Annotated in this window: 22 protein-coding genes; 18 read left to right on the top strand and 4 right to left on the bottom strand. The window is 36.9% G+C overall.

Annotated features, from left to right (window positions below; all coding sequences use genetic code 11):
* Positions 1 to 78 precede the first annotated feature (78 nt).
* The 5 genes from JUJ52_RS06810 to JUJ52_RS06790 all read left to right on the top strand — a co-directional run bounded on the left by JUJ52_RS06810 (position 79) and on the right by JUJ52_RS06790 (position 2,068).
* Entirely contained in the window at positions 79 to 672 is a 594-nt protein-coding gene (locus JUJ52_RS06810; protein ID WP_026683160.1) for a redoxin domain-containing protein, read from the top strand.
* 48 nt (positions 673 to 720) lie between these two features.
* Entirely contained in the window at positions 721 to 867 is a 147-nt protein-coding gene (locus JUJ52_RS06805) for an FbpB family small basic protein (RefSeq protein WP_080668784.1), read from the top strand.
* Between the two features lie 121 nt (positions 868 to 988).
* Positions 989 to 1,222 carry a small acid-soluble spore protein Tlp gene (tlp, locus tag JUJ52_RS06800; RefSeq protein ID WP_026683161.1) on the top strand — a complete coding sequence of 78 codons (234 nt, stop codon included), beginning with the start codon at positions 989 to 991 and terminating at the stop codon, positions 1,220 to 1,222.
* 121 nt (positions 1,223 to 1,343) lie between these two features.
* A complete protein-coding gene (locus JUJ52_RS06795) occupies positions 1,344 to 1,766 on the top strand; it encodes an acyl-CoA thioesterase (protein ID WP_026683162.1) in 423 nt (140 codons plus the stop codon).
* Positions 1,767 to 1,768: 2 nt separating this feature from the next.
* Positions 1,769 to 2,068 (top strand): hypothetical protein, encoded by a 300-nt coding sequence (locus tag JUJ52_RS06790; protein ID WP_121605143.1) that lies wholly within the window; start codon positions 1,769 to 1,771, stop codon positions 2,066 to 2,068.
* 89 nt (positions 2,069 to 2,157) lie between these two features.
* Here the strand turns inward: JUJ52_RS06790 and JUJ52_RS06785 are convergent, their stop codons facing one another.
* From JUJ52_RS06785 to plsY, 4 genes are all read right to left on the bottom strand, one after another.
* Positions 2,158 to 2,454 (bottom strand): HesB/YadR/YfhF family protein, encoded by a 297-nt coding sequence (locus JUJ52_RS06785; protein ID WP_026683184.1) that lies wholly within the window; start codon positions 2,452 to 2,454, stop codon positions 2,158 to 2,160.
* 22 nt (positions 2,455 to 2,476) lie between these two features.
* Positions 2,477 to 2,716 carry a membrane protein insertion efficiency factor YidD gene (gene yidD, locus JUJ52_RS06780; protein WP_121605142.1) on the bottom strand — a complete coding sequence of 80 codons (240 nt, stop codon included), beginning with the start codon at positions 2,714 to 2,716 and terminating at the stop codon, positions 2,477 to 2,479.
* A gap of 14 nt (positions 2,717 to 2,730) precedes the next feature.
* Positions 2,731 to 3,663, bottom strand: coding sequence for a GTP cyclohydrolase FolE2 (gene folE2 / locus JUJ52_RS06775; RefSeq protein ID WP_205388562.1), 933 nt, complete (start codon positions 3,661 to 3,663; stop codon positions 2,731 to 2,733).
* A gap of 83 nt (positions 3,664 to 3,746) precedes the next feature.
* Complete coding sequence (plsY, locus tag JUJ52_RS06770) at positions 3,747 to 4,328, bottom strand: glycerol-3-phosphate 1-O-acyltransferase PlsY (protein WP_026683165.1); 582 nt, start codon at positions 4,326 to 4,328, stop codon at positions 3,747 to 3,749.
* A 587-nt stretch (positions 4,329 to 4,915) separates the two neighbouring features.
* Here plsY and JUJ52_RS06765 point away from each other — a divergent pair.
* The 13 genes from JUJ52_RS06765 to JUJ52_RS06705 all read left to right on the top strand — a co-directional run bounded on the left by JUJ52_RS06765 (position 4,916) and on the right by JUJ52_RS06705 (position 21,477).
* Positions 4,916 to 5,983: an ABC transporter ATP-binding protein gene (locus JUJ52_RS06765; protein WP_121605140.1), complete on the top strand. Its 1,068-nt coding sequence runs from the start codon at positions 4,916 to 4,918 to the stop codon at positions 5,981 to 5,983.
* Positions 5,980 to 7,509: an ABC transporter permease/substrate-binding protein gene (locus JUJ52_RS06760; RefSeq protein ID WP_205388561.1), complete on the top strand. Its 1,530-nt coding sequence runs from the start codon at positions 5,980 to 5,982 to the stop codon at positions 7,507 to 7,509. Before JUJ52_RS06765 ends, JUJ52_RS06760 begins: the two co-directional genes overlap by 4 nt.
* 13 nt (positions 7,510 to 7,522) lie before the next feature.
* On the top strand, positions 7,523 to 7,939 hold the full coding sequence (locus tag JUJ52_RS06755) for a CoA-binding protein (protein ID WP_026683167.1): 417 nt from the start codon (positions 7,523 to 7,525) through the stop codon (positions 7,937 to 7,939).
* A gap of 639 nt (positions 7,940 to 8,578) precedes the next feature.
* A complete protein-coding gene (gene parE / locus JUJ52_RS06750) occupies positions 8,579 to 10,528 on the top strand; it encodes a DNA topoisomerase IV subunit B (RefSeq protein ID WP_034679985.1) in 1,950 nt (649 codons plus the stop codon).
* A 29-nt stretch (positions 10,529 to 10,557) separates the two neighbouring features.
* Positions 10,558 to 13,011 carry a DNA topoisomerase IV subunit A gene (parC, locus tag JUJ52_RS06745; RefSeq protein ID WP_205388560.1) on the top strand — a complete coding sequence of 818 codons (2,454 nt, stop codon included), beginning with the start codon at positions 10,558 to 10,560 and terminating at the stop codon, positions 13,009 to 13,011.
* 592 nt (positions 13,012 to 13,603) lie between these two features.
* Entirely contained in the window at positions 13,604 to 14,248 is a 645-nt protein-coding gene (locus tag JUJ52_RS06740; RefSeq protein ID WP_205389767.1) for a TetR/AcrR family transcriptional regulator, read from the top strand.
* Positions 14,249 to 14,315: 67 nt separating this feature from the next.
* Positions 14,316 to 15,458: an acyl-CoA dehydrogenase family protein gene (locus JUJ52_RS06735; RefSeq protein WP_166530306.1), complete on the top strand. Its 1,143-nt coding sequence runs from the start codon at positions 14,316 to 14,318 to the stop codon at positions 15,456 to 15,458.
* A 24-nt stretch (positions 15,459 to 15,482) separates the two neighbouring features.
* The gene (locus JUJ52_RS06730; protein WP_166530305.1) at positions 15,483 to 17,117 is read left to right on the top strand and encodes an AMP-binding protein; all 1,635 of its coding nucleotides are present in this window, start codon (positions 15,483 to 15,485) and stop codon (positions 17,115 to 17,117) included.
* 10 nt (positions 17,118 to 17,127) lie between these two features.
* Complete coding sequence (locus JUJ52_RS06725) at positions 17,128 to 18,483, top strand: acetyl-CoA carboxylase biotin carboxylase subunit (RefSeq protein ID WP_166530304.1); 1,356 nt, start codon at positions 17,128 to 17,130, stop codon at positions 18,481 to 18,483.
* Between the two features lie 12 nt (positions 18,484 to 18,495).
* Entirely contained in the window at positions 18,496 to 18,705 is a 210-nt protein-coding gene (locus JUJ52_RS06720) for an acetyl-CoA carboxylase biotin carboxyl carrier protein subunit (RefSeq protein ID WP_034679970.1), read from the top strand.
* 47 nt (positions 18,706 to 18,752) lie between these two features.
* A complete protein-coding gene (locus JUJ52_RS06715; RefSeq protein ID WP_034679972.1) occupies positions 18,753 to 19,535 on the top strand; it encodes an enoyl-CoA hydratase in 783 nt (260 codons plus the stop codon).
* Between the two features lie 17 nt (positions 19,536 to 19,552).
* Positions 19,553 to 21,082, top strand: coding sequence for an acyl-CoA carboxylase subunit beta (locus tag JUJ52_RS06710; protein WP_121605136.1), 1,530 nt, complete (start codon positions 19,553 to 19,555; stop codon positions 21,080 to 21,082).
* A 227-nt stretch (positions 21,083 to 21,309) separates the two neighbouring features.
* A complete protein-coding gene (locus JUJ52_RS06705; RefSeq protein ID WP_228088848.1) occupies positions 21,310 to 21,477 on the top strand; it encodes a DUF4372 domain-containing protein in 168 nt (55 codons plus the stop codon).
* Positions 21,478 to 21,513: the final 36 nt, after the last annotated feature.

The raw sequence follows: 21,513 nt of genomic DNA, 5'->3' as shown, positions 1-21,513 counted from the left end.
TTTTACATACCATTTAATAAGGATAGGAAAATAGAATAGAAAATCGCATTTATAATGATTAGCAAGGAGACATCGTGTATGTTAAAAAAAATAGTTGGAATTACTGTGATCATCGTGCTAGCTGGAATTGTACTTTTTAACTATGTTCAACAACGAAACGAAGTTTCAAAAGAAGATAATGAATATAATGTAAGCGGTGATACAGATGCTGAAGGTGGTGCTATTTCTTCAGTAGAAAAGGACAAAGTACTTCAACCTGGTGATACTGCACCTGATTTTCAACTTGAGACACTTAGTGGAGATACACTAAAACTGTCTGATTTACGAGGTAAAAAGGTTATTCTTAATTTCTGGGCAACATGGTGCCCACCTTGTCGTAAAGAAATGCCAGCAATGCAAGACTTCTATAATGAACATAAAGAGAATGTAGAGGTTGTAGCCGTTAATTTAACTGACTCAGAAAAAAAGGAAAAGGATGTTCACAAATATATTAATAAGTATGACTATACATATCCTATACCATTGGATCGAAAATCGAAGGCACGTAATATGTACCAAGTATTTAGTGTTCCAACAACTTATTTTATTGATACAAAAGGAAAAATCCATCAAGTGAAGCCCGGACCAATGACATATGAATTTATGAAAGATACTATTAATTCTGCTAATTAAGGTATATATTTAAGCTAAACTGGTAAAGCTTCTTCTAAAAAGGAGTGAATTACCATTTCTTTAAAGAAAAAACGTACGTTTGATGAATTAGTGAGTGAAAATCGTCAGCAAATATTAAAAGACAGATCACTCATGGACAAGATCGAAAAGCAATTGGAATTAAAAAGAAAACCTATTCAAAAAGAAGTTCAATAAAATAGATAGAAGTTTAATCACTTTCCATTCGTGGGAAGTGTTTTTTTGGATAAATTTTCTAGTATATAGATGCATTCACAAGAAATAATAGGTGCAGACAAAAGAAAGGAGGGATTTATTCATGACGACAGATAAATACCAGCCAAAGCCAGATGATCGTAGTGATAATGTAGAAAAGTTACAGGATATGGTTCAGGATACAATTGAAAATATGGAACAAGCACATGAAACGATGCAATTTTCTTCCGGTGAAGAGAAAGAAGCTATAAAAGCAAAAAATAAAAGAAGAGAGCAAGCCATTGAAGGTATGCGAAAAGAGATAAAGGACGAACATGAGCATAATGAGTTGAATTAAGTGAATTCCCCCGATACTAGGTTAAAGTGAATCGGGGGATTTTAAGTCGCTGTCACTTAATATTTAGAAGAAATATGTTAAGCTATATGTTGAGAGAAAAAGAAGCTGGGAGGAATAATCAGTGCAATCAGTCAGGACACCAATTGCAGTCAGATATCAAGAAACAGATCAGATGGGTGTTGTTTACCATGCTAATTATCTTGTATGGTTTGAGATTGGAAGAACAAAATTTATCGAATCTCTTGGTTTTCATTATACAGATATGGAAGAGCATCAAATCGTGTCTCCCGTTACAAACGCAACGATTCAGTTTAAAAAGCCAATTCGTTATGGTGAGGATGCATTTGTGAAGACATGGCTAGAAACATACGATGGTATTCGAACGGTATATGGCTATCAGATTTTAAATCATAAAGAAGAAGTAGCTGTAAGCGGAACAACAGAGCATGTTATAGTGAAAAAAGATACGTTTAGACCATTATCCTTAAGAAAAGCTTTTCCTGATTGGCATGAAGCTTATACAAAACAATTAAATGAGGAATAATCATGGCTTTTGGAATAGATCGTAAGGAAATATTGAGGTGGAAAAATGAGATTAACGCTGGAAAAATAGCATTCCTAACTCATTATTGGATAGATAATCGTTTTCCAGGATGTACTACAGTTACAAAGGTGGGCTGCAAAAATGTAGATCAGTTGATTTCTTGGGGTGAACCATATGGTCTAATGCCTCAATGGATTGATCGTAAATTAAATTACCCCCATTTTGACTTATTTGGTGAAAAGCAAAGTGAAATATTACGTAAAGAGGAGCAATGGGAACAAATAGAAAGATTTCGATTATAACATAGAAATAATTCCATCCTTACTTGTATAGATAAACAAGCAAAAGGGAAACTTCCTAGAGAGTTCCCTTTTGCTAATAACCGCTATGTTTAGTTCGTAATATACTTCATAGTGGGCTCCTGTTTTTTTCTACTGTAGCTGATCTTAAGATCCTTATCTTCAAAATACCATTCATCTTTTGTTTCAACAAAAAAGGTGACACCTTCAACCTCAATGGAGGTATGTAGATCTTCCGGCTTTTCATTGCTTACACCTAATGAAAAGCCGGGCACATTTCCTCCAATGCCACCATATCTTACAAAAAATCGAACATAGGAAGTATCTTCGTCTATATCTAACTCTTTTTTATACCATTTTGCAGCTTCTTTACTAATTTGTATATTCAATGAAGACAACTCCTTTGTTTCTCTATCTATTATCATCTTGCTTTTTTCTCTTTTCCGGTACTAAATCTACTCCACCAGCGTGAAACGGGTGGCATTTGCTAATTCGCTTCACGGTCAAATACGTTCCCTTCCATACGCCAAAACGTCTATATGCTTCAAGTCCATACTCCGAACAAGTAGGGTAGAACCGGCAAGTTGGTGGTGTGAATGGACTAATAGCTGATCGATAAAATTTTATTAATCCAATGAAGAGATATTTCATAGATATGACCTTCTCTAATAAGTTTCATTTTCTTTGTCATAGCTGACTGTAGCAATAGCATCATGCATATGAATGGATTCTTCATTCCGACAGCTAACTTTAAATTTCGTTATAAATGGAAGCTCATACAAATCCGCTGCGACTAGCCTTACCACATCTTCTACAAATCTTGGATTCTCATATGCCTGTTCCGTAACCATTTTTTCATCTGTTCTTTTTAAGATTGGATGTAATCTTGCACTTGCATTGCTCTCAGCAGCCTCTAATAATATGGCTTTCCAATCTGATAAAGATTCATCATAGTCTTCTGATAATGATACTTCGATCTTGACGTTACCTCGTTGGTTATGTGCGCTATACTCACTAATCTCTTTCGAGCATGGACATAGCGTTGTAATCGACGCAGCTAAAGATACAGCCAATTGATAACCGAGCTGTCTATCATAATTAATGCTAATGGTAGCATTGGCATGATTCATTCCAGCAAGTCTGGTATCTGGGGCATGTCTCTCATAAAACCAAGGAAAGCTCACCTTAAGGGAGGCATCCTGTTGATCTAATCGTTCCGCTAATTCTTTTGCAAACGATGTTAATGTATGAAGATCCATTGCAAACCCATTAGCATGATAATTTGCTAACTGTTCCGTAAAGCGACTCATATTTGTTCCTTTGTTTGATTGCTTCAAGCTAGATGTAAAGGTAAATTCACCAATTGTAGTTTGCTTGGCTGGAGTTAAGGAACTGTATATGGTTATTGGATGTTTTACCTTAGTAATTCCAACTGCATCCAAATCAAATAAGAAGTCCTTTTTCGTATTTTGCAAATCTGCCATATGCACTTTATCGACAGGTTTTGTTCTCGGGACCGGCATTACAGAACCAAATAATTTATGACGTTGTTCTTTGTTAGGCAATTTCTTCTTTGGGAATGTCTGTGTATTATCCATAACATCGTCCCCTTTCTCTTTGCTAATAAAAGTATACTGTAGGTGTTATAAAGATTCAATGTATAGGTTTTGATAGGAAAGAATTACATCCAAGTAATTTTCGGTTCTGTTTTATTCTTTATCCGCTTAATATTCTCTCTATGTCTATAAAAAACGAAAATTGTAAGTATTGTCGTAACAATGATAAGCCCAATATCCTTAAAAAGGATCGACAAAACAATTGTAACGATACCTGTTATCATCGAGGACAAGGAGACGTATTTGGACAGATAGAGACTTAGCAAGAATGTGGTGATCATAATAATAAATAATAATGGATTAATTCCTAAAATAATTCCCCCTGATGTTGCTACTGCTTTCCCACCTTTAAACTTTGCAAAAATAGGATACGTATGCCCAGCTACGGCAAATAAGCCAACTACGAGACGATAAACATCAGCATCGAATATAAGCGGAATTAATGTTGCTGCTGTTCCCTTTAAGATATCTGCAAGTGTTACGATTATTCCTGCTTTAATTCCTAATACACGAAACGTATTTGTCGCGCCTAAATTCCCACTACCATGTTGGCGAATGTCTTTATTATATCCCAGCTTGCCAACAATTAATGCTGAAGGAATAGAACCTAATAAATAAGCAATAATAGCAAACAAAATGTACTCCATATAAATTCCTTCTTTCTTCATTTATGTATGTATCAAACAAACAGGAGATACGATAGATGAGGCTTATTTTTAAAACTGTTGCTGCAATTTCATCATTCAATTTGCATGAATATAAGGAAAATACATACAGTTGATTTTCCACGCTATAAACGGAAAGTTCCGAGCAGCTTCGTTACCCCAGACTATTATCTGGACACACTTTTTCTCCGCAGCTGTTGTTACTTTCTGATTATAAAATGAAACCGCTCTTCTCCATTTACGGATTATTAGAGTTTCTCCAGTATTAACTGGTTACAAGGCCCTTACGAGTAAAACCATAGAGGGTAAGGAGAGATTAGAGACTTTCCACTAATTTATGCCTCCCTTTCATTTTATAGAATTGTAAGGGGGATTGGTGGAAGTGAGCACGTATGAAATTGATTCCAATCATAAAAAATAAGCTGCTTCTTATTTTAGCACGAACACAGCGTTTTAAGAACCATATTTCATGATAAGTTTATTATGTTTGAGATCGTTTCATTAGGGGAAATAACTATATTGCTTTAACATAGGGAATAATTAGAGAAGGAATAGCTAAGGAGGAAGCCATGATTGAATTTAAACATATTAAAAAAATCTACCCAGATGGAACGGAAGCGATAAAAGATATTTCCTTTCGTGTGGAAAAAGGGGAAATCATGACTCTAATCGGACCTAGTGGTTGTGGCAAGACAACCACAATGAAAATGGTAAATCGTTTAATTGAACCTACGTCAGGTGAAATATACATAAATGACAAAGCCATTGATTCCTATAATATCCATGAACTAAGATGGAATATAGGCTATGTACTGCAACAAATTGCATTATTTCCCCACCTAACGATCGATGAGAATATAGCAGTTGTTCCAGAAATGAAAAAGTGGAAACGTAAAGCGATTAAACAACGAAATCGAGAATTGTTAGATATGGTTGGGTTAGATCCTGCAACTTTTCAAAACAAAATGCCGCGAGAACTATCTGGTGGTCAGCAGCAACGGATAGGTGTCATTAGAGCATTAGCTGCAGATCCTGATATCATTCTAATGGACGAGCCTTTTAGTGCATTAGATCCTATTAGCAGAGAGCAATTGCAAAAAGATATTCGTTCATTGCAAAAAGAAATAAAAAAAACTATTCTTTTTGTTACCCATGATATTGATGAAGCGATGGCATTAGGGGATAGGGTTTGTTTGATGAAGGATGGAAAAGTTGTCCAACTTGATAGGCCCCAAGATATTATTTTGCATCCACAATCTCCATTTGTTAAAGACTTTATTGGTGAAAGGAAATCTCCATGGCAAACAGCGGTAGATATTATAGCTGATCCATCACAAAAACACGTCCTTTCTCAATCATCCTATAATAACTGTAATTACTCTAAGTTACAAACTTATATTGTGCGTGATGAAAATAATATGTATGTGGGCTTGTTACAATCTGGCATTCTAACAGATGGAATTCGGTTAGAGAATGACCTGCCCTTAATTAAAGCTGTGGAAATTATTGAATCATCAAATCAAACGATTTATCCAGTAGTCAAAGCAAATAAACTGGTAGGGGTCATTAGTTATCGCGATATCGTGGCATATCTAAAAAGTAAAGCCGTAGTAGCGAATGGAGTGGTTCAATCATGAACGATTTCATTACAGTATTTCAAAACAGACAAGATATGTTTTGGGAAACCATTTGGGAACATTTGCAAATCTCATTACTATCATTAATAATTGCAATTGTCATTGCTGTACCATTAGGTTTAGCTTTAACAAGGTATCCTAAAATTGCTGAACCAATTATTGGCATATCTGCAGTCATGCAAACGATCCCTAGCCTAGCTGTGCTTGCTTTTTTAATTCCTTTTTTTGGTATTGGAACATTACCAGCCATCATTGCATTGACTGCTTATGGATTGTTACCGATACTTCGAAATAGTTATACAGGGATTAAAGAAGTAGACCCTGCATTAAAAGAAGCTGCTACTGGGATGGGGATGAATTCGTTTAAGCGATTAACAAAGGTAGAGCTTCCGATAGCAATGCCCGTTATCATGGCAGGAATTCGTACTTCAATGGTTTTAATTGTCGGTACTACTACACTTGCAGCGCTTATAGGGGCAGGAGGATTAGGGGAGTTAATTCTTCTCGGTCTTGATCGCGGAGCAGATGTTAACCTCATTTTACTTGGTGCAATACCCGCAGCTTTATTAGCAATCATATTGGATTTTATACTACGTGGGTTTGAGCGCATCTCCAGAAGGGCAGGCTTTAAAGCTTTTCTTTCCATGCTATTAATAGCTGTTTTAATTGTTGTATCTCCATTTATTTTTAGTAATTCCAGACAAGCTGATTTAGTAATTGGCGGTAAACTGGGTGCAGAACCTGCTATCTTAATCAATATGTATAAATTACTAATTGAGCAAGACACGGATCTTACGGTAGAATTAGAAGCAGGCTTTGGGAAAACTTCATTGGTATTTGATGCACTAAAGGAAGGGAGCATCGATATTTTTCCTGAATTTACAGGGACAGCCATTGTAACCCATTTAGGCGACCAAGCGAATAGTAATGAAGCAAATCAAGTCTATGAACAGGCAAAAAAGGGTATGAACGAACAATATGATATGGCATATTTAGAACCGATGAAATTTAATAATACGTATGCTGTAGCTACTACCAAGCAATTAGCTGAACAATATAGTCTAAAAAATATTAGTGATCTTAAACAAATAGAGGATAATATAACTGCAGGATTTACATTAGAGTTTAAAGACAGATATGACGGGTATGTAGGTATGCAGGACAAATATAATTTAAATATAAACGATGTACGCACCATGGATCCTGGGTTAAGACAAGATGCATTAACGACAGGCGATGTAGATATCATTGATGCCTATGCTACAGATAGCTATATGATTGAATTAGATTTAGTTACTCTAGAAGATCCGAAGAATCTATTTCCCCCATACCAAGGAGCACCACTAATGAAGAATGAAACATTAGATAAACACCCAGAATTAGAAACGATATTAAACAAGCTCGCAGGGAAAATTACAGATGAACAAATGAGAAAAATGAATTATCAAGTAGATTATGAAGACAAATCTCCAGAAGAGGTCGCTGAACAGTTCTTAGAAGAACATGACCTCATTGTAACGGAGTAGAAAGGGGATATTTATGCGTTGGGAAAATCCATCAAATGACAGACTAAAGCAAGTTTTGACTACTGCAAAAACAATTGCTGTTGTAGGTTTATCTTCTAACCCAGATAGAACCTCATATCAAATTGCTCAAATTATGCAAAAGCAAGGGTATCGAATTATTCCTGTAAATCCTACAATAAGTGAGGTGCTTGGAGAAAAATCGTATCCTTCATTAACAGATGTTGAAGAGCAGATCGATATTATTAATGTGTTTCGTAGGCCAGAGCATTTACTTGATATCGCTAAAGAAGCTGTACAAACCAATTGTAGTGTTTTTTGGGCACAGCAAGGGATAAGTAATGAGGATGCCTATGATTATTTGAAGAAACATGATTTCACGGTTATTATGGATTTATGCATTAAAGTTGTACATGCCGTATTAGTAAAATAACGAAGCTTACAGGATGGCATATTCATGCCATCCTCTTCCTTTTCCAAAAGGTATACACCTTTTGGAATGCTATAATGCCATTAAAGAGATGTAGTAAGTTAAAATAGTGTCTCAAAGCTACTTAACTATAGTTGACCCATGCAAGATAAAAGGAAGTGTAGTATACTTAAGTACACCGCTTATGGTTAATACTGGCAAGTACAAAGCATTATCAGCTCATCATATGATAGATAGCACAAAACCTCGGTAAGCGATGTTGGCTACGTAAAGAGGAGACTTAGGCTTTACAAGTTGGTAAAAATTTAAAATTGATGCGGCATGACAGATAGGGATACCTATCATTTTTCTTTCTTAAGGATATAGTATATACGCAAAATATAATTAGTCTTTACAGAAACAAACATTCGTTCTATTATAGTGAGAGAAAATCTGGATATACTTTTTATATTATACTAAGAATTAATAGATGAATGTGCGCAACATAATGAATTTAGTTGAGAACAGATGCAAGATACTACGACTTAAATAAATGAAAGTTAGGTTTTGCATGAGCAAAGGGCAGAGCGTTACTCACTGGTAATGATTCGAACAAAGTAATCTACGTAAGAAGGGAGCAGTTTTGAATTGGCTCAACAACCTATGCAATATAGTGATGACTCAATACAGGTACTTGAAGGATTAGAAGCAGTCAGAAAAAGACCTGGAATGTATATAGGAAGTACAGATCTCCGTGGTTTACATCATCTCGTATTTGAAATTGTTGATAATGCTGTAGATGAAGCTTTAGCAGGATTTGGTGAAACGATAAAAGTAACCATACATAAAGATAATAGTATTTCAGTAGTGGATAAGGGTCGAGGTATACCAACTGGAATGCACCGTACTGGAAAGTCCACACCTGAGGTCATTTTTACAGTATTACATGCAGGAGGAAAGTTTGGTCAGGGAGGCTATAAAACAAGTGGTGGACTACATGGGGTTGGCGCTTCTGTTGTCAATGCACTCTCTGAATGGTTAGAGGTAACTATTCATCGAGAGGGGCACACCTATTTTCAACGATTCGAAAACGGTGGTAAGCCGGTTGGTTCCCTTGAAAAAAAGGGGACAACGAAAAAGAAAGGATCGACCATTCACTTTAAACCAGATCCTGGTATTTTTACAACCATTGTATATGATTTTGAAACCTTGTCGGAACGGTTACGCGAGGCAGCCTTTTTGTTAAAAGGGCTAAAAATTCAACTATCTGACCTTCGTAATAATCAACATGAAGAATATCAATTTCCAGATGGTCTCAAGGCTTTTGTACATTATTTAAATGAGGAAAAGGACACGCTTCATCCTGTAGTTGCATTTGAAGGAGAGCAACAAGGGATAGAAGTTGATTTTGCATTTCAGTTTAACGATGGCTATGCCGAAAGTATGCTGTCTTTTGTTAATCACGTCCGAACAAAGGACGGTGGAACACATGAATCTGGTGCTCGCACAGCAATTACTAGAACGTTTAATGATTATGCGCGTCGGGCAGGATTACTTAAAGAAAAAGATAAGAATCTGGAAGGAACAGATATACGAGAGGGCTTTACTTCAATCGTTTCTGTTCGTGTGCCAGAGGAAAAACTTCAATTTGAAGGTCAAACGAAAGGAAAATTAGGTACACCTGAAGCACGATCAGCTGTTGACGCCATTGTTTCTGAGAAGTTATCCTATTTCCTTGAAGAAAATCCGGACGTCTCGGGACTGTTAATAAAGAAAGCAATCAAAGCGAAAGAAGCAAGAGAAGCTGCCCGAAAAGCGAGAGAAGAGGCACGTACTGGTAAGAAAAGAAAAAGAAAAGATACCATATTAAGCGGGAAATTAACACCTGCGCAATCAAAGAATCCAAAACGTAACGAATTATATTTAGTTGAGGGTGATTCGGCTGGAGGGTCTGCAAAGCAGGGTAGAGATAGGAAATTCCAAGCTGTATTACCTCTACGTGGTAAAGTAATCAATACCGAAAAAGCGAAGCTTCAAGATGTATTTAAAAATGAAGAAATCTCAACCATCATCCACACCATTGGTGCGGGAGTAGGCGGAGATTTTGATTTAGATGATGTGCAATATGATAAAATCATTATTATGACGGATGCTGATACAGATGGGGCACATATTCAAGTATTATTACTAACGTTTTTCTACCGCTATATGCGCCAGCTAGTGGAAGCAGGAAAGATTTATATCGCTCTCCCACCTTTATATAAGATCTCTAAAGGAAAAGGAAAAAAAGAGAAGGTTGTATATGCATGGGATGAGGAAGAAATGAAAAAAGCGACACTTACGTTCAAGAATGGGTATACGCTGCAGCGCTATAAAGGTCTTGGTGAAATGAATGCAGATCAGCTATGGGAAACAACCATGAATCCTGAATCTAGAACGCTTATCCGTGTAACCATTGATGACTTAGCTAGAGCAGAACGACGTGTAACAACATTAATGGGGGACAAGGTAGAGCCGCGGAGAAAATGGATTGAAGGCAATGTAGAGTTTGGCTTAGATGATGAATCAAATATTTTAGAAAATGATAAAATTCATACAGAACAACAACAATAATTAAAGTATAACCATAAGGGGGGGTTGGTTTGTCACAACCAGAAACGTATTTAGACCTTCCGTTAGAAGAAGTAATTGGAGACAGATTTGGAAGGTATAGTAAATATATTATTCAAGACAGAGCATTACCTGATGCAAGAGATGGGTTGAAACCTGTTCAAAGAAGAATTCTTTATGCTATGCATGAAGAGAAAAACACGCATGATAAAAATTTTCGTAAATCAGCAAAAACCGTTGGTACCGTAATTGGGAATTATCATCCACATGGTGATTCCTCTGTATACGAAGCGATGGTTCGTCTTAGTCAAGAATGGAAGGTAAGGAATGTCTTAGTAGAAATGCACGGAAATAATGGTAGTATCGATGGCGATCCACCTGCTGCAATGCGTTATACAGAAGCTAGATTATCAAGTATCGCTTCTGAGTTATTACGTGATATTGATAGGGATACGGTTGATTTTATTCCAAACTTTGATGATACCATTATGGAGCCTGTGGTCCTTCCTGCAAAGTTCCCGAATTTACTAGTTAATGGTTCAACAGGAATATCCTCAGGTTACGCTACGGATATACCTCCACATAATTTAGAAGAAGTGCTTGATGCAGTTATATTAAAAATTGATAAGCCTGCAGTCACTACAGAAGAATTAATGGAAGTTATTAAAGGTCCCGATTTTCCTACTGGAGGAATCATTCAAGGTGTGGAGGGCATAAAAAAGGCGTATGAAACAGGGCGCGGCAAAATAGTAGTTCGTGGTAAAACAAAAGTAGAAGAGGTACGTGGCAATCGTCAGCAAATAGTCATTGATGAAATACCGTATGAAGTAAATAAAGCCAACATGGTTAAAAAAATTGATGAATTGAGAATCGATCGGAAGGTAGAGGGAATTGCCGAAGTCCGTGATGAGACAGATCGTACCGGGTTAAGGGTAGTCGTCGAACTAAAAAAGGATGTAAATAGTGAAGGTGTTCTTAATTATCTGTTCAAAAATACAGATTTACAGGTTACTTATCACTTTAATATGGTTGCCATTCAAGACAAAACCCCTAAGCTCCTTTCATTAAATGAAATGCTTGATGCCTACATTAGACATCAAAAGGAAGTTGTAACTAGACAAACAGTATTTGATTTAACGAAGGCCAAGGACCGTGCACATATCGTAGAGGGGCTAATGAAAGCTATATCCATCCTTGATCAAGTTATCGCAACTATTCGATCATCTAAGGATAAGCAAGACGCTAAACAACGATTAATCGCAAACTATGGATTTACAGAAGCACAAGCAGAAGCTATTGTAATGCTTCAGCTCTATCGCTTAACAAACACTGACATCACTACACTTCAGCAAGAAGCTGAAACACTTCGAGAAAAAATTAAGGAACTAGAGCATATATTACAGAGCGAGAAAAAGCTGCTTCAAACGATCAAAAAAGACTTGAGAAAAATCAAAAAAACATTTGCAACTCCTAGAAAAACAATTGTTGAAAATGAGATAGAGGAATTAAAGATTGATATCGAGGTTATGGTCGCTAGTGAAGATGTTCTTGTATCTGTTACCAGAGATGGTTATGTAAAGCGAACTAGCCTTCGTTCGTATAGTGCATCAAATGGCGAAGATTTTGCAATGAAAGAAGATGACCATATTGTTGGTTTAATCGAATTAAATACGACGGATAAAGTTCTCGTCTTTACGAATAAAGGAAAGTATTTATATTTACCTGTTCACGAACTTCCAGATATACGTTGGAAGGATATTGGACAGCATATATCTAATATAGTTTCCATCGATAAGGATGAACGTATTATTGAATGCATACCTGTCCGTGATTTTAAAGAGGATAACTTCCTATTGTTTTTCACAAAAAACGGCATGGTTAAAAGGAGTCCATTACAGTTATATGACGCTCAGCGATACTCGAAGGCTTTAATTGCCCTAAACCTAAAAGCTGATGATGAAGTAGTGAATGTCCACAAAACAAATGGTCATACAGATGTATTCATAGCATCTAATAAAGGTTACGGCCTCTGGTATCATGAAGCAGATATATCGATAGTGGGGCAACGAGCCGCTGGTGTTAAAGCAATTCAACTGAAAAAAGATGAATACGTTGTTAACGGACAGGTATTTGATGATCTCTCTGATCCATCTCTGGTGGTTCTAACACAAAGAGGGGCATGCAAACGTATGAGATTGCAAGAGTTTGAAAAATCGACACGTGCGAAGCGTGGGTTATTGATGCTTCGTGAGCTGAAGAGTAAACCTCATCGAATTAGAGGATTTTTCCTTATTAATGAAGATGATACACTAGACTTCCAAACAAGTGACGGTACGACACACAGTATATTTCCACTAGAACTTTCCAATAGTGATCGATACAGTAATGGTTCATTTATTATTGATGCTGACACGCATGGTGAGGTAGTAGAAGCATGGAAGCAGGCTCATTATCAGAAACCATTTGAAGATACAAATAAAGCATAATGTAGTAATATTTTCTAGCTATTCATATGACAGGTAAGCCAAGAAGGTTGCCTGTCATTTTTTTAATGGCTGAGAAGTCTCCCTGTCTCTGCTAGCCTACTTTAAAACAAAGGGTCGAAATTATTATCCCTCACTTTGAGAACAAAAATAGCATACAATTAAGTATTCAACCCGTACTTAGACTCACTATTTTGCATGGAATTGTACGTAGTACACACGGAATCTGCAAGTATTACTGGAGATACGCTCATCTATTCCATTCTTCATAAAGCAATTTTAAAATAATCGTTTCTGAACCGCAGCGGATACGAACCTTTTCTCTAAATTCCTATTGTATTTTTATAGCACACGCGTATATATTGTAGTGACTTTTGATCCATTTACAGGAAAAGTAAGAGATCTTTGATGCAGACAGGAAACCCTTTCAGCGGACATTGAAGGCTGAAAACGGTAATAAAAACCTTTAGCCGCAGAGCAGGCTACTAGTTCCCACTGGTGGTTTGGGTTTATTTATAAATACCTTTTTATTCAACTAACGCTTTGCATTTCTTGCCAAGACTTTATATTTTCAGATAAATATGATAGTGTTAAAATATCTAATGAAGAGGAGGGATTTAGAACGGAATTACGTGAAAAAATAATTCAATCTTCATTGCTACATTTCGAAAAGTATGGATATCACGGAGTAACAGTGAATCAAATTGTCGCTGATGTAGGTACTTCTAAGGGGGGGTTTTATCATCACTTCTCTTCTAAAGATGAGCTACTATACTTAATCCATGATACGTTTATATCTTATGTACTTGATAAAGCCATCCGTGCCAATAAAATGTATCATTCACCGACAGAGAAGCTAAGCGTAATTATTAAGGATTTTGTTAAGGTTTTTGATATTTATAAGCCACATATTTCCGTGTTTTATCAGGAAACAGTATATTTAAAACCTGAGTATGAGTCTTTAATCAAAGCAAAGCGTGACCAGTTTAAACAGCTCATATTTCAAGTCATTTATGAAGGTAAGCAAACTGGTGAATTTCGTCAGGCATTACCGGTTGAAATTACAGGAATGGCAATATTAGGGATGGTAAACTGGACATATAAATGGTATAAGCAAGGTGGTGCGAAGAGTATTAATGAAATCAGTGACATTTTCGTAGATCTCATTTTACATGCTGTCTTAGATCACGGAAATATACACGATGATGCATATGAAGCGTTGATAGACGATAATATGTAATAATTACATGTATAATGCTTTGAACAGACCAACCAGTCGGTCTTTCAGCATGGGATAGGAGGAAAACATGAATTTTGAATTATCAAAGGAACAATTAATGATTAAAAAAATGGTAAAGGATTTTGCGGAAAATGTGATTCAACCTAGAGCAATCGAAATTGATAAGGAGGCAAAATTCCCTATTGATATCTTCGATCAGCTTGGAGAGCTTGGCATACTCGGCATTCCTTTCCCTGAGGAGTATGGTGGTTCCGGTGGTGACACATTATCGTACGCTTTAGCTGTAGAAGAAATTGGCAGTGTTTGTGGTAGTACAGGATTAAGCTATGCTGCCGCAGTTTCATTGGGAGCAAGTCCCATTTACTATTTCGGAACAGAAAAACAAAAGAAAGCGTTCCTAACTCCTTTAGCTCAAGGAAAAGCACTTGGTTCATTCGGATTAACAGAGCCTAATGCCGGATCAGATGCAGGTGGAACAAAAACAACTGCTAAATTAGAGGGCGATGAATATATTATTAATGGAGAGAAGTGCTTTATAACTAACGCTAGTTTTGCTAAAACATTAATTGTAACCGCTGTCACAGGTAAAAATGAGAAAGGAAAAAATATTATCTCAGCGATTATCGTTCCAACAGATACAAAAGGAGTTAAAATTACTAGCAATTATGACAAGATGGGTGTACGCGGATCCGATACAGCGGAAATCGTACTTGACCAAGTACGTGTTCCAAAGGAAAATCTACTGGGTGATCCGGAAAAAGGGTTTAAGCAATTCCTCTATACATTAGATGGTGGAAGAATTTCAATAGCTGCACTTGGAGTAGGTATTGCTCAAGCTTCTTTAGAAAAAGCATTAAACTATGCAAAGGAAAGAAAACAGTTCGGCCAATCTATTTCTAATTTCCAATCTATCCAATTTAAATTAGCTGATATGGCAATGGAAGTAGAGCTGTCACGAAACATGGTTCATAAAGCAGCTTGGTTAAAGGATAATGATAAGCCATTTAGTAAAGAAGCAGCCTATGCAAAGCTTTTTGCATCCGAAACAGCATCTCGTGCAGCGAATCAAGCCATTCAAATTCATGGTGGGTATGGATATATGCGTGAGTATGAAGTAGAACGCTACCTAAGGGATGCAAAACTACTTGAAATTGGAGAAGGTACTTCAGAAATTCAACGTTTAGTTATCGCTAGACAATTAGGTTGCTAGTTTAGTAGGGGGAGGAAAACGTCCATGACACTTTTAAATTTTACTGTTGGAGAGCTTTTAGAAAAGCAAGTAGAATTATATCCTGATCATGAAGCCGTTATTTATCCAGAACTACACTTGAGAAAAAGCTACAAAGCATTCAATGAAATGGTGAATGAAGCAGCAAAGGGATTTATGGCATTAGGTATTGAAAAAGGAGAAAATGTAGCGATTTGGGCAGATAATAAGCCTGAGTGGCTGACAACTCAATTTGCAACCGGAAAGATGGGTGCAGTATTAGTTACTGTAAATACCAGTTATCAAGCATCCGAGCTTCACTATTTACTAGAACAGTCAGAATCGACAACGCTAATTCTCGCGGAAAGTTATAAAGGCACATCTTATATCGATATACTTAAAAAGATTTGTCCAGAGCTAGAAATGGCTGAAAAAGGTATGCTTCAATCAAAAACCTTACCAAATCTTAAAAATATAATCGTTATTGGTGAGAACACGTATTCATTTGCCTACAACTGGAATGAAGTAATGCAATATGGAAACATCATTAGTGAGCAAATGCTACTTGAACGGAAAGAAAGTCTACAAGTTAATGATGTTATTAATATGCAGTACACATCTGGCACAACTGGATTCCCTAAAGGTGTCATGCTAACACATTATAATATTGTCAATAACGGAAAGCAGATTGCTGATTGTATGGAACTGACGTCTGAAGATAGACTTTGTATTCCTGTTCCTTTTTTTCACTGCTTTGGCTGTGTATTAGGAGTATTAGCTGCTGTATCAAAAGGAACAACAATGGTTTTATTAGAACAATTCCATCCTGAGAAAGTCTTATCCGCTGTTTCTAGCGAAAGATGTACGGCACTTCATGGCGTGCCAACGATGTTTATTTCTGAATTAAATCACCCAAACTTCAAGCAATATAATTTATCTAGTCTAAGAACTGGCATAATGGCAGGGTCTACCTGTCCAATGGAAGTGATGACAAATGTAATGGAAAAGATGGGTGCAAAAGAAATAACAATTGCTTATGGACAGACAGAGTCCTCCCCAGTAATTACACAAACGAAAACAGACGACCCTATTGAATTACGCGTAAGTACCGTAGGAAAGCCACACCCAAATGTAGAAGTTAGGGTAATTATACCAGGAACAGATGATGATCAAGAAATTGGCGTACCAGGTGAGTTACTAACAAGAGGCTATCATGTCATGAAAGGCTATTATAATAATACGGCTGCAACAAATGAAGTAATAGATGAACACGGATGGTTACATACAGGTGATTTAGCCGTTATCCATCATAACGGTTATTTAGAAATCACCGGAAGAATGAAGGATATGATTATTCGTGGTGGTGAAAACATTTATCCGAGAGAAATAGAAGAATTTTTATATCAGCATCCCGATGTACTTGATGTACAAGTCGTTGGTGTTCCAGACCAAAAGTATGGGGAAGAAATTATGGCTTGGATTATCTTGCAAGAAGGTAAAGTACACACAGCAAAGGACATACAAAAATTTTGTTATGGGAAAATATCGAAACATAAAATCCCAAGATATATTGAGTTTGTCCAGGAGTATCCGATGACTGCAAGTGGCAAGATTCAAAAATATAAACTTAAAGAGTTAGCTTTACAACAGTTACAACGATAGGGGGAACCGTATGATAAACAAAATAGTTATTGCTAATCGTGGGGAAATTGCGGCAAGAGTAATCCGAACTTGCAAACAGCTAAATATACAAGCTGTTAGTATCTATTCAGAAGCAGATAAAGATGCTCCTTATGTACAAATGGCTGATGAGAGCTACTTAATAGGACCACCTAGAGTTAACGAGAGCTATTTAAATATCGAAAAAATTATTTCAGTTGCAAAAGAATGCAAAGCAGATGCCATTCACCCTGGTTACGGTTTCTTGAGTGAAAGTGATATATTTGCTGAAAAATGCGAATCGGAGGATATCATCTTTATTGGCCCAAAGAGCAAGGTTATTCGTCAAATGGGTAGTAAAATAGCAGCAAGAACCATGATGCAGCAAGCTGGTGTACCTGTAGTACCGGGCACCGAAGGAGCGGTAACATCTGCGGAAGAAGCAGCATCCATTGCAGAAGCTATCGGTTATCCAATCATGCTGAAAGCATCCGCTGGTGGTGGTGGTATCGGGATGCAGATGGTTCACTCGAAGGAAGAGCTTTCAAAGGCCTTTGAAAACAATTCTAAACGTGCTCTGAATTTTTTTGGGGATGGCTCTATGTTTATAGAAAAAAAGGTAGAAAATGCTAGACACATTGAAATTCAAGTACTGGCAGATCATTATGGTAATGCTGTTCATCTGTTTGAGCGAGAATGTTCGATTCAACGAAGAAATCAAAAGGTTATTGAAGAAGCCCCTTCCCCGTTTATTTCCGAAAAGACAAGAAAAAACATGGGAGATAAAGCCATTCAAGCGGTTAAGACATTAGGTTATACAAATGCTGGGACCATTGAATTTTTAGTAGATGAACAAGAAAACTTCTACTTTTTAGAAATGAACACACGTATTCAAGTAGAACACCCAATAACAGAAGAAATAACCGGTATTGATATTGTAGAGAAACAGATTCAAATTGCTAATGGAGAAGCGTTAGATATAAAACAAGCTGATCTCCACTTAAACGGGCATGCAATTGAGGCACGCATCTATGCAGAAGATCCAATTACTTTCTTCCCTTCACCGGGGCATATTCATAGGTTTGAACCTCCAGAAGGAGAAAAAATAAGAAATGAAATCACGGTTTGTAACAATTATGATGTCACACCATTTTACGACCCGATGATTGGAAAATTAATTGTACATGGTCAAACGAGAAACGAAGCAATTTCATTACTTCAAACAGCTCTTCAAGAATATAAGATTGAAGGGATTAAAACAAATCTCCCCATGCTTCTTTCAATAATGAAACATCAAGCATTTAGATCAGGAAATACAACAACAAATTTTGTAGAAACAAACTATTTAACTCAATTGAATAAAAAATAGGAGGAATAAATAATGGAATTAAAAGCATCAATGGCAGGTAGTGTATGGAAAATTACAGCGACACACGGAGAAGCGGTTGAAGAAGGACAGGATGTTGTAATCCTAGAATCTATGAAAATGGAAATACCTATTATTGCAGAGTCTTCAGGCACGATAAAGGAAATGAAAGTAGCCGAAGGAGATTTTGTTAATGAAGGGGATATTATTGCTATCATCGAATAATAATTCCGTGATAGCATCTGAAAAATTATTCGTAGGGGGGGATTTCAGTGAGTACTAGTCTAGTCAACTTAGACATCAATAACGGAGTAGCTATGGTGACTCTAAATCGACCAGAAGCAGCGAATGCAATGTCGAAAAAGTTATTGCAAGAACTGCAAGCCACCGTCCATACCATAGAACAAGATCCAACAGTCACTTGTACAGTAATTACCGGAGCTGGTCAAAAAGCCTTCTGTGCAGGTGCAGATCTGAAGGAAAGATCAGGAATGTCTAATCAGGAAGTCATTCATGCTGTGGAATATATAGGAAAAACAGTCACAATGGTTGAGAATATGTCCATGCCTGTTATTTCCGCGATTAATGGCGTTGCCTTTGGTGGTGGTTTAGAACTGGCATTAGCATCGGATATTCGAATTGCCGCTAACCATGTAAATATGGGACTCACAGAAACATCGTTGGCGATTATCCCGGGGGCAGGCGGAACACAGCGACTGCCTCGATTAATTGGTATCGGACAAGCAAAACGATTAATCTACAGTGCTCAGCGTATAAACGCGAACGAAGCATTAGCAATAGGACTAGTTGAAGAGGTAGTAAAATCAAGCGAACTTATGAATTCTGCACTTCAACTGGCAAGGGCCATCTCTAAAAACGGACCAATTGCTCTAAAACAAGCCAAAACAGCGATCAATAAGGGTGTACAAACGGATATTACAACAGGATTAATGCTGGAAAACCTTGCTTATCAGCAAACCATACCCACGCATGATAGATTAGAAGGTTTACAAGCATTTCGTGAAAAACGAACTCCAAATTACAAAGGAAACTAAAACCAGGAGGCTACAAAATGTCGTATTTGGAAGAGTTTCAAGAAAGAGTTAATAAAATTGAAAAAGGTGGTCAAGCAAAATATCATCAAAAAAATGAACAACATGGCAAATTGTTTGTTAGGGAAAGACTAAAGCGATTATTTGATCAAGATATAGACATCGAGGATGCTTTTTTCGCCAATTGTATGGATGGATCACTTCCTTCAGATGGCGTTGTTACTGGTATCGGTAAGATTAATGGTCAATCGGTATGTGTGATGGCAAATGATTCTACAGTTAAAGCTGGTTCATGGGGGAAGCGAACGGTTGAAAAAATACTACGTATTCAAGAAACGGCAGAAAAATTAGAGGTTCCGATGATTTATCTAGTTGACTCTGCTGGTGCGAGAATAACAGATCAAGTAGAAATGTTTCCAGGCAGAAGAGGCGCTGGAAGGATTTTTCATAATCAAATAAAGTTATCTGGCCGTGTACCACAGGTCTGCTTATTATTTGGACCATCTGCAGCAGGAGGAGCGTATATCCCCGCATTCTGTGATATTGTCATTATGGTTGATGGGAATGCTTCCATGTACCTAGGGTCGCCACGAATGGCAGAAAAAGTCATTGGAGAAAAGGTAACCCTTGAAGAAATGGGTGGAGCAAACATGCATTGCTCCGTTTCTGGCGTTGGTGATGTATTAGTTAAAAGCGAGCAAGAGGCAATCGAATACACACAAAAATACTTGAATTATTTTCCTGCTAATTTTAGAAAAAAGCCAAATGTCAAAACTCCCAAAGACAGCAAAAAGTTAGAGAAGCGTATTACAGATTTGATTCCAGAAAATCAGAATGCTCCTTTCAATATGCATGATTTAATAACGCACATTATTGATGAGGATAGCTTCTGTGAAATCAAGAAAAAGTTTGCTCCAGAAATAATTACTGGTCTTGCTAGAATGCAAGGAAAATCGATTGGCATTATCGCGAATCAGCCACGAATGAAAGGTGGCGTGCTCTTTCCTGATTCTGCGGACAAGGCGGCTAAGTTTATGCAGCTTTGTGATGCTTTTAATATACCATTATTATTCTTAGTTGATGTACCTGGATTTATGATTGGAACAAAAGTAGAACGAGCAGGAATTATACGACATGGAGCAAAGATGCTCGCAGCAATGAGTGAAGCAACCGTCCCGAAAATCTCCGTTATTGTTCGAAAAGCATATGGAGCGGGTTTATATGCAATGGCTGGGCCTGGATTTGAACCAGACTGTTGTTTAGCACTACCTACCGCGCAAATAGCTGTTATGGGTCCAGAAGCAGCAGTTAATGCGGTTTATGCAAATAAAATCCAAGAGCTACCAGAAGCGGAACGACCTCCATTTATCAAAGAAAAACAAGAAGAATATAAGGAAAATATTGATATATATCGACTTGCTTCAGAGATGGTAATTGATGCGGTTATTGAACCAGAGCAATTAAGAGAAGAATTGATTAAACGTTATTCTATCTATGATTCGAAGAACGTTACGTTTACCGAGAGAAAACACGGTGTATACCCGGTATAATAGATTATCAAGACAGAGAGACTGATGCTCTCTGTCATTTTAATGGTTTAGGAAATTAAGGAAATTCACTATCGTTGCATTAAAAAAACAAAAATGTCAAGTATTAATTAATTTCAAATAAATGTAATTAAAGGGAATTTGTAGTCTTCAAAGATATAAAAAAATCCTTATAATTAGATGACAGAAGGTTCAAAGTCCTGTCCATACACTAATTATAAGGAGTTCTCATGGACAAGAATAACACAAAATCAGTTTTTAAGGAATATATTCAACCAACAGAAATGAAAGTCATTTCTAATCAGTTGAAGATTGATAAGTATGTTAAAAAACTAGATAGCCTCACCTTCACCAAATTATTTATTTATGCTCAATTGAAACAGTTATCAAGTCTTTAAGAGATTAGTTTTAAGGTACGACACAAGAAAAAATTA

Source organism: Virgibacillus sp. AGTR (assembly GCF_016919725.2).
GTDB classification, from domain to species: Bacteria; Bacillota; Bacilli; order Bacillales; family Amphibacillaceae; genus Virgibacillus; species Virgibacillus salarius.
Note: the sequence above shows the minus strand (reverse complement) of the source record. Positions and strands in the feature narration are given on the sequence as shown.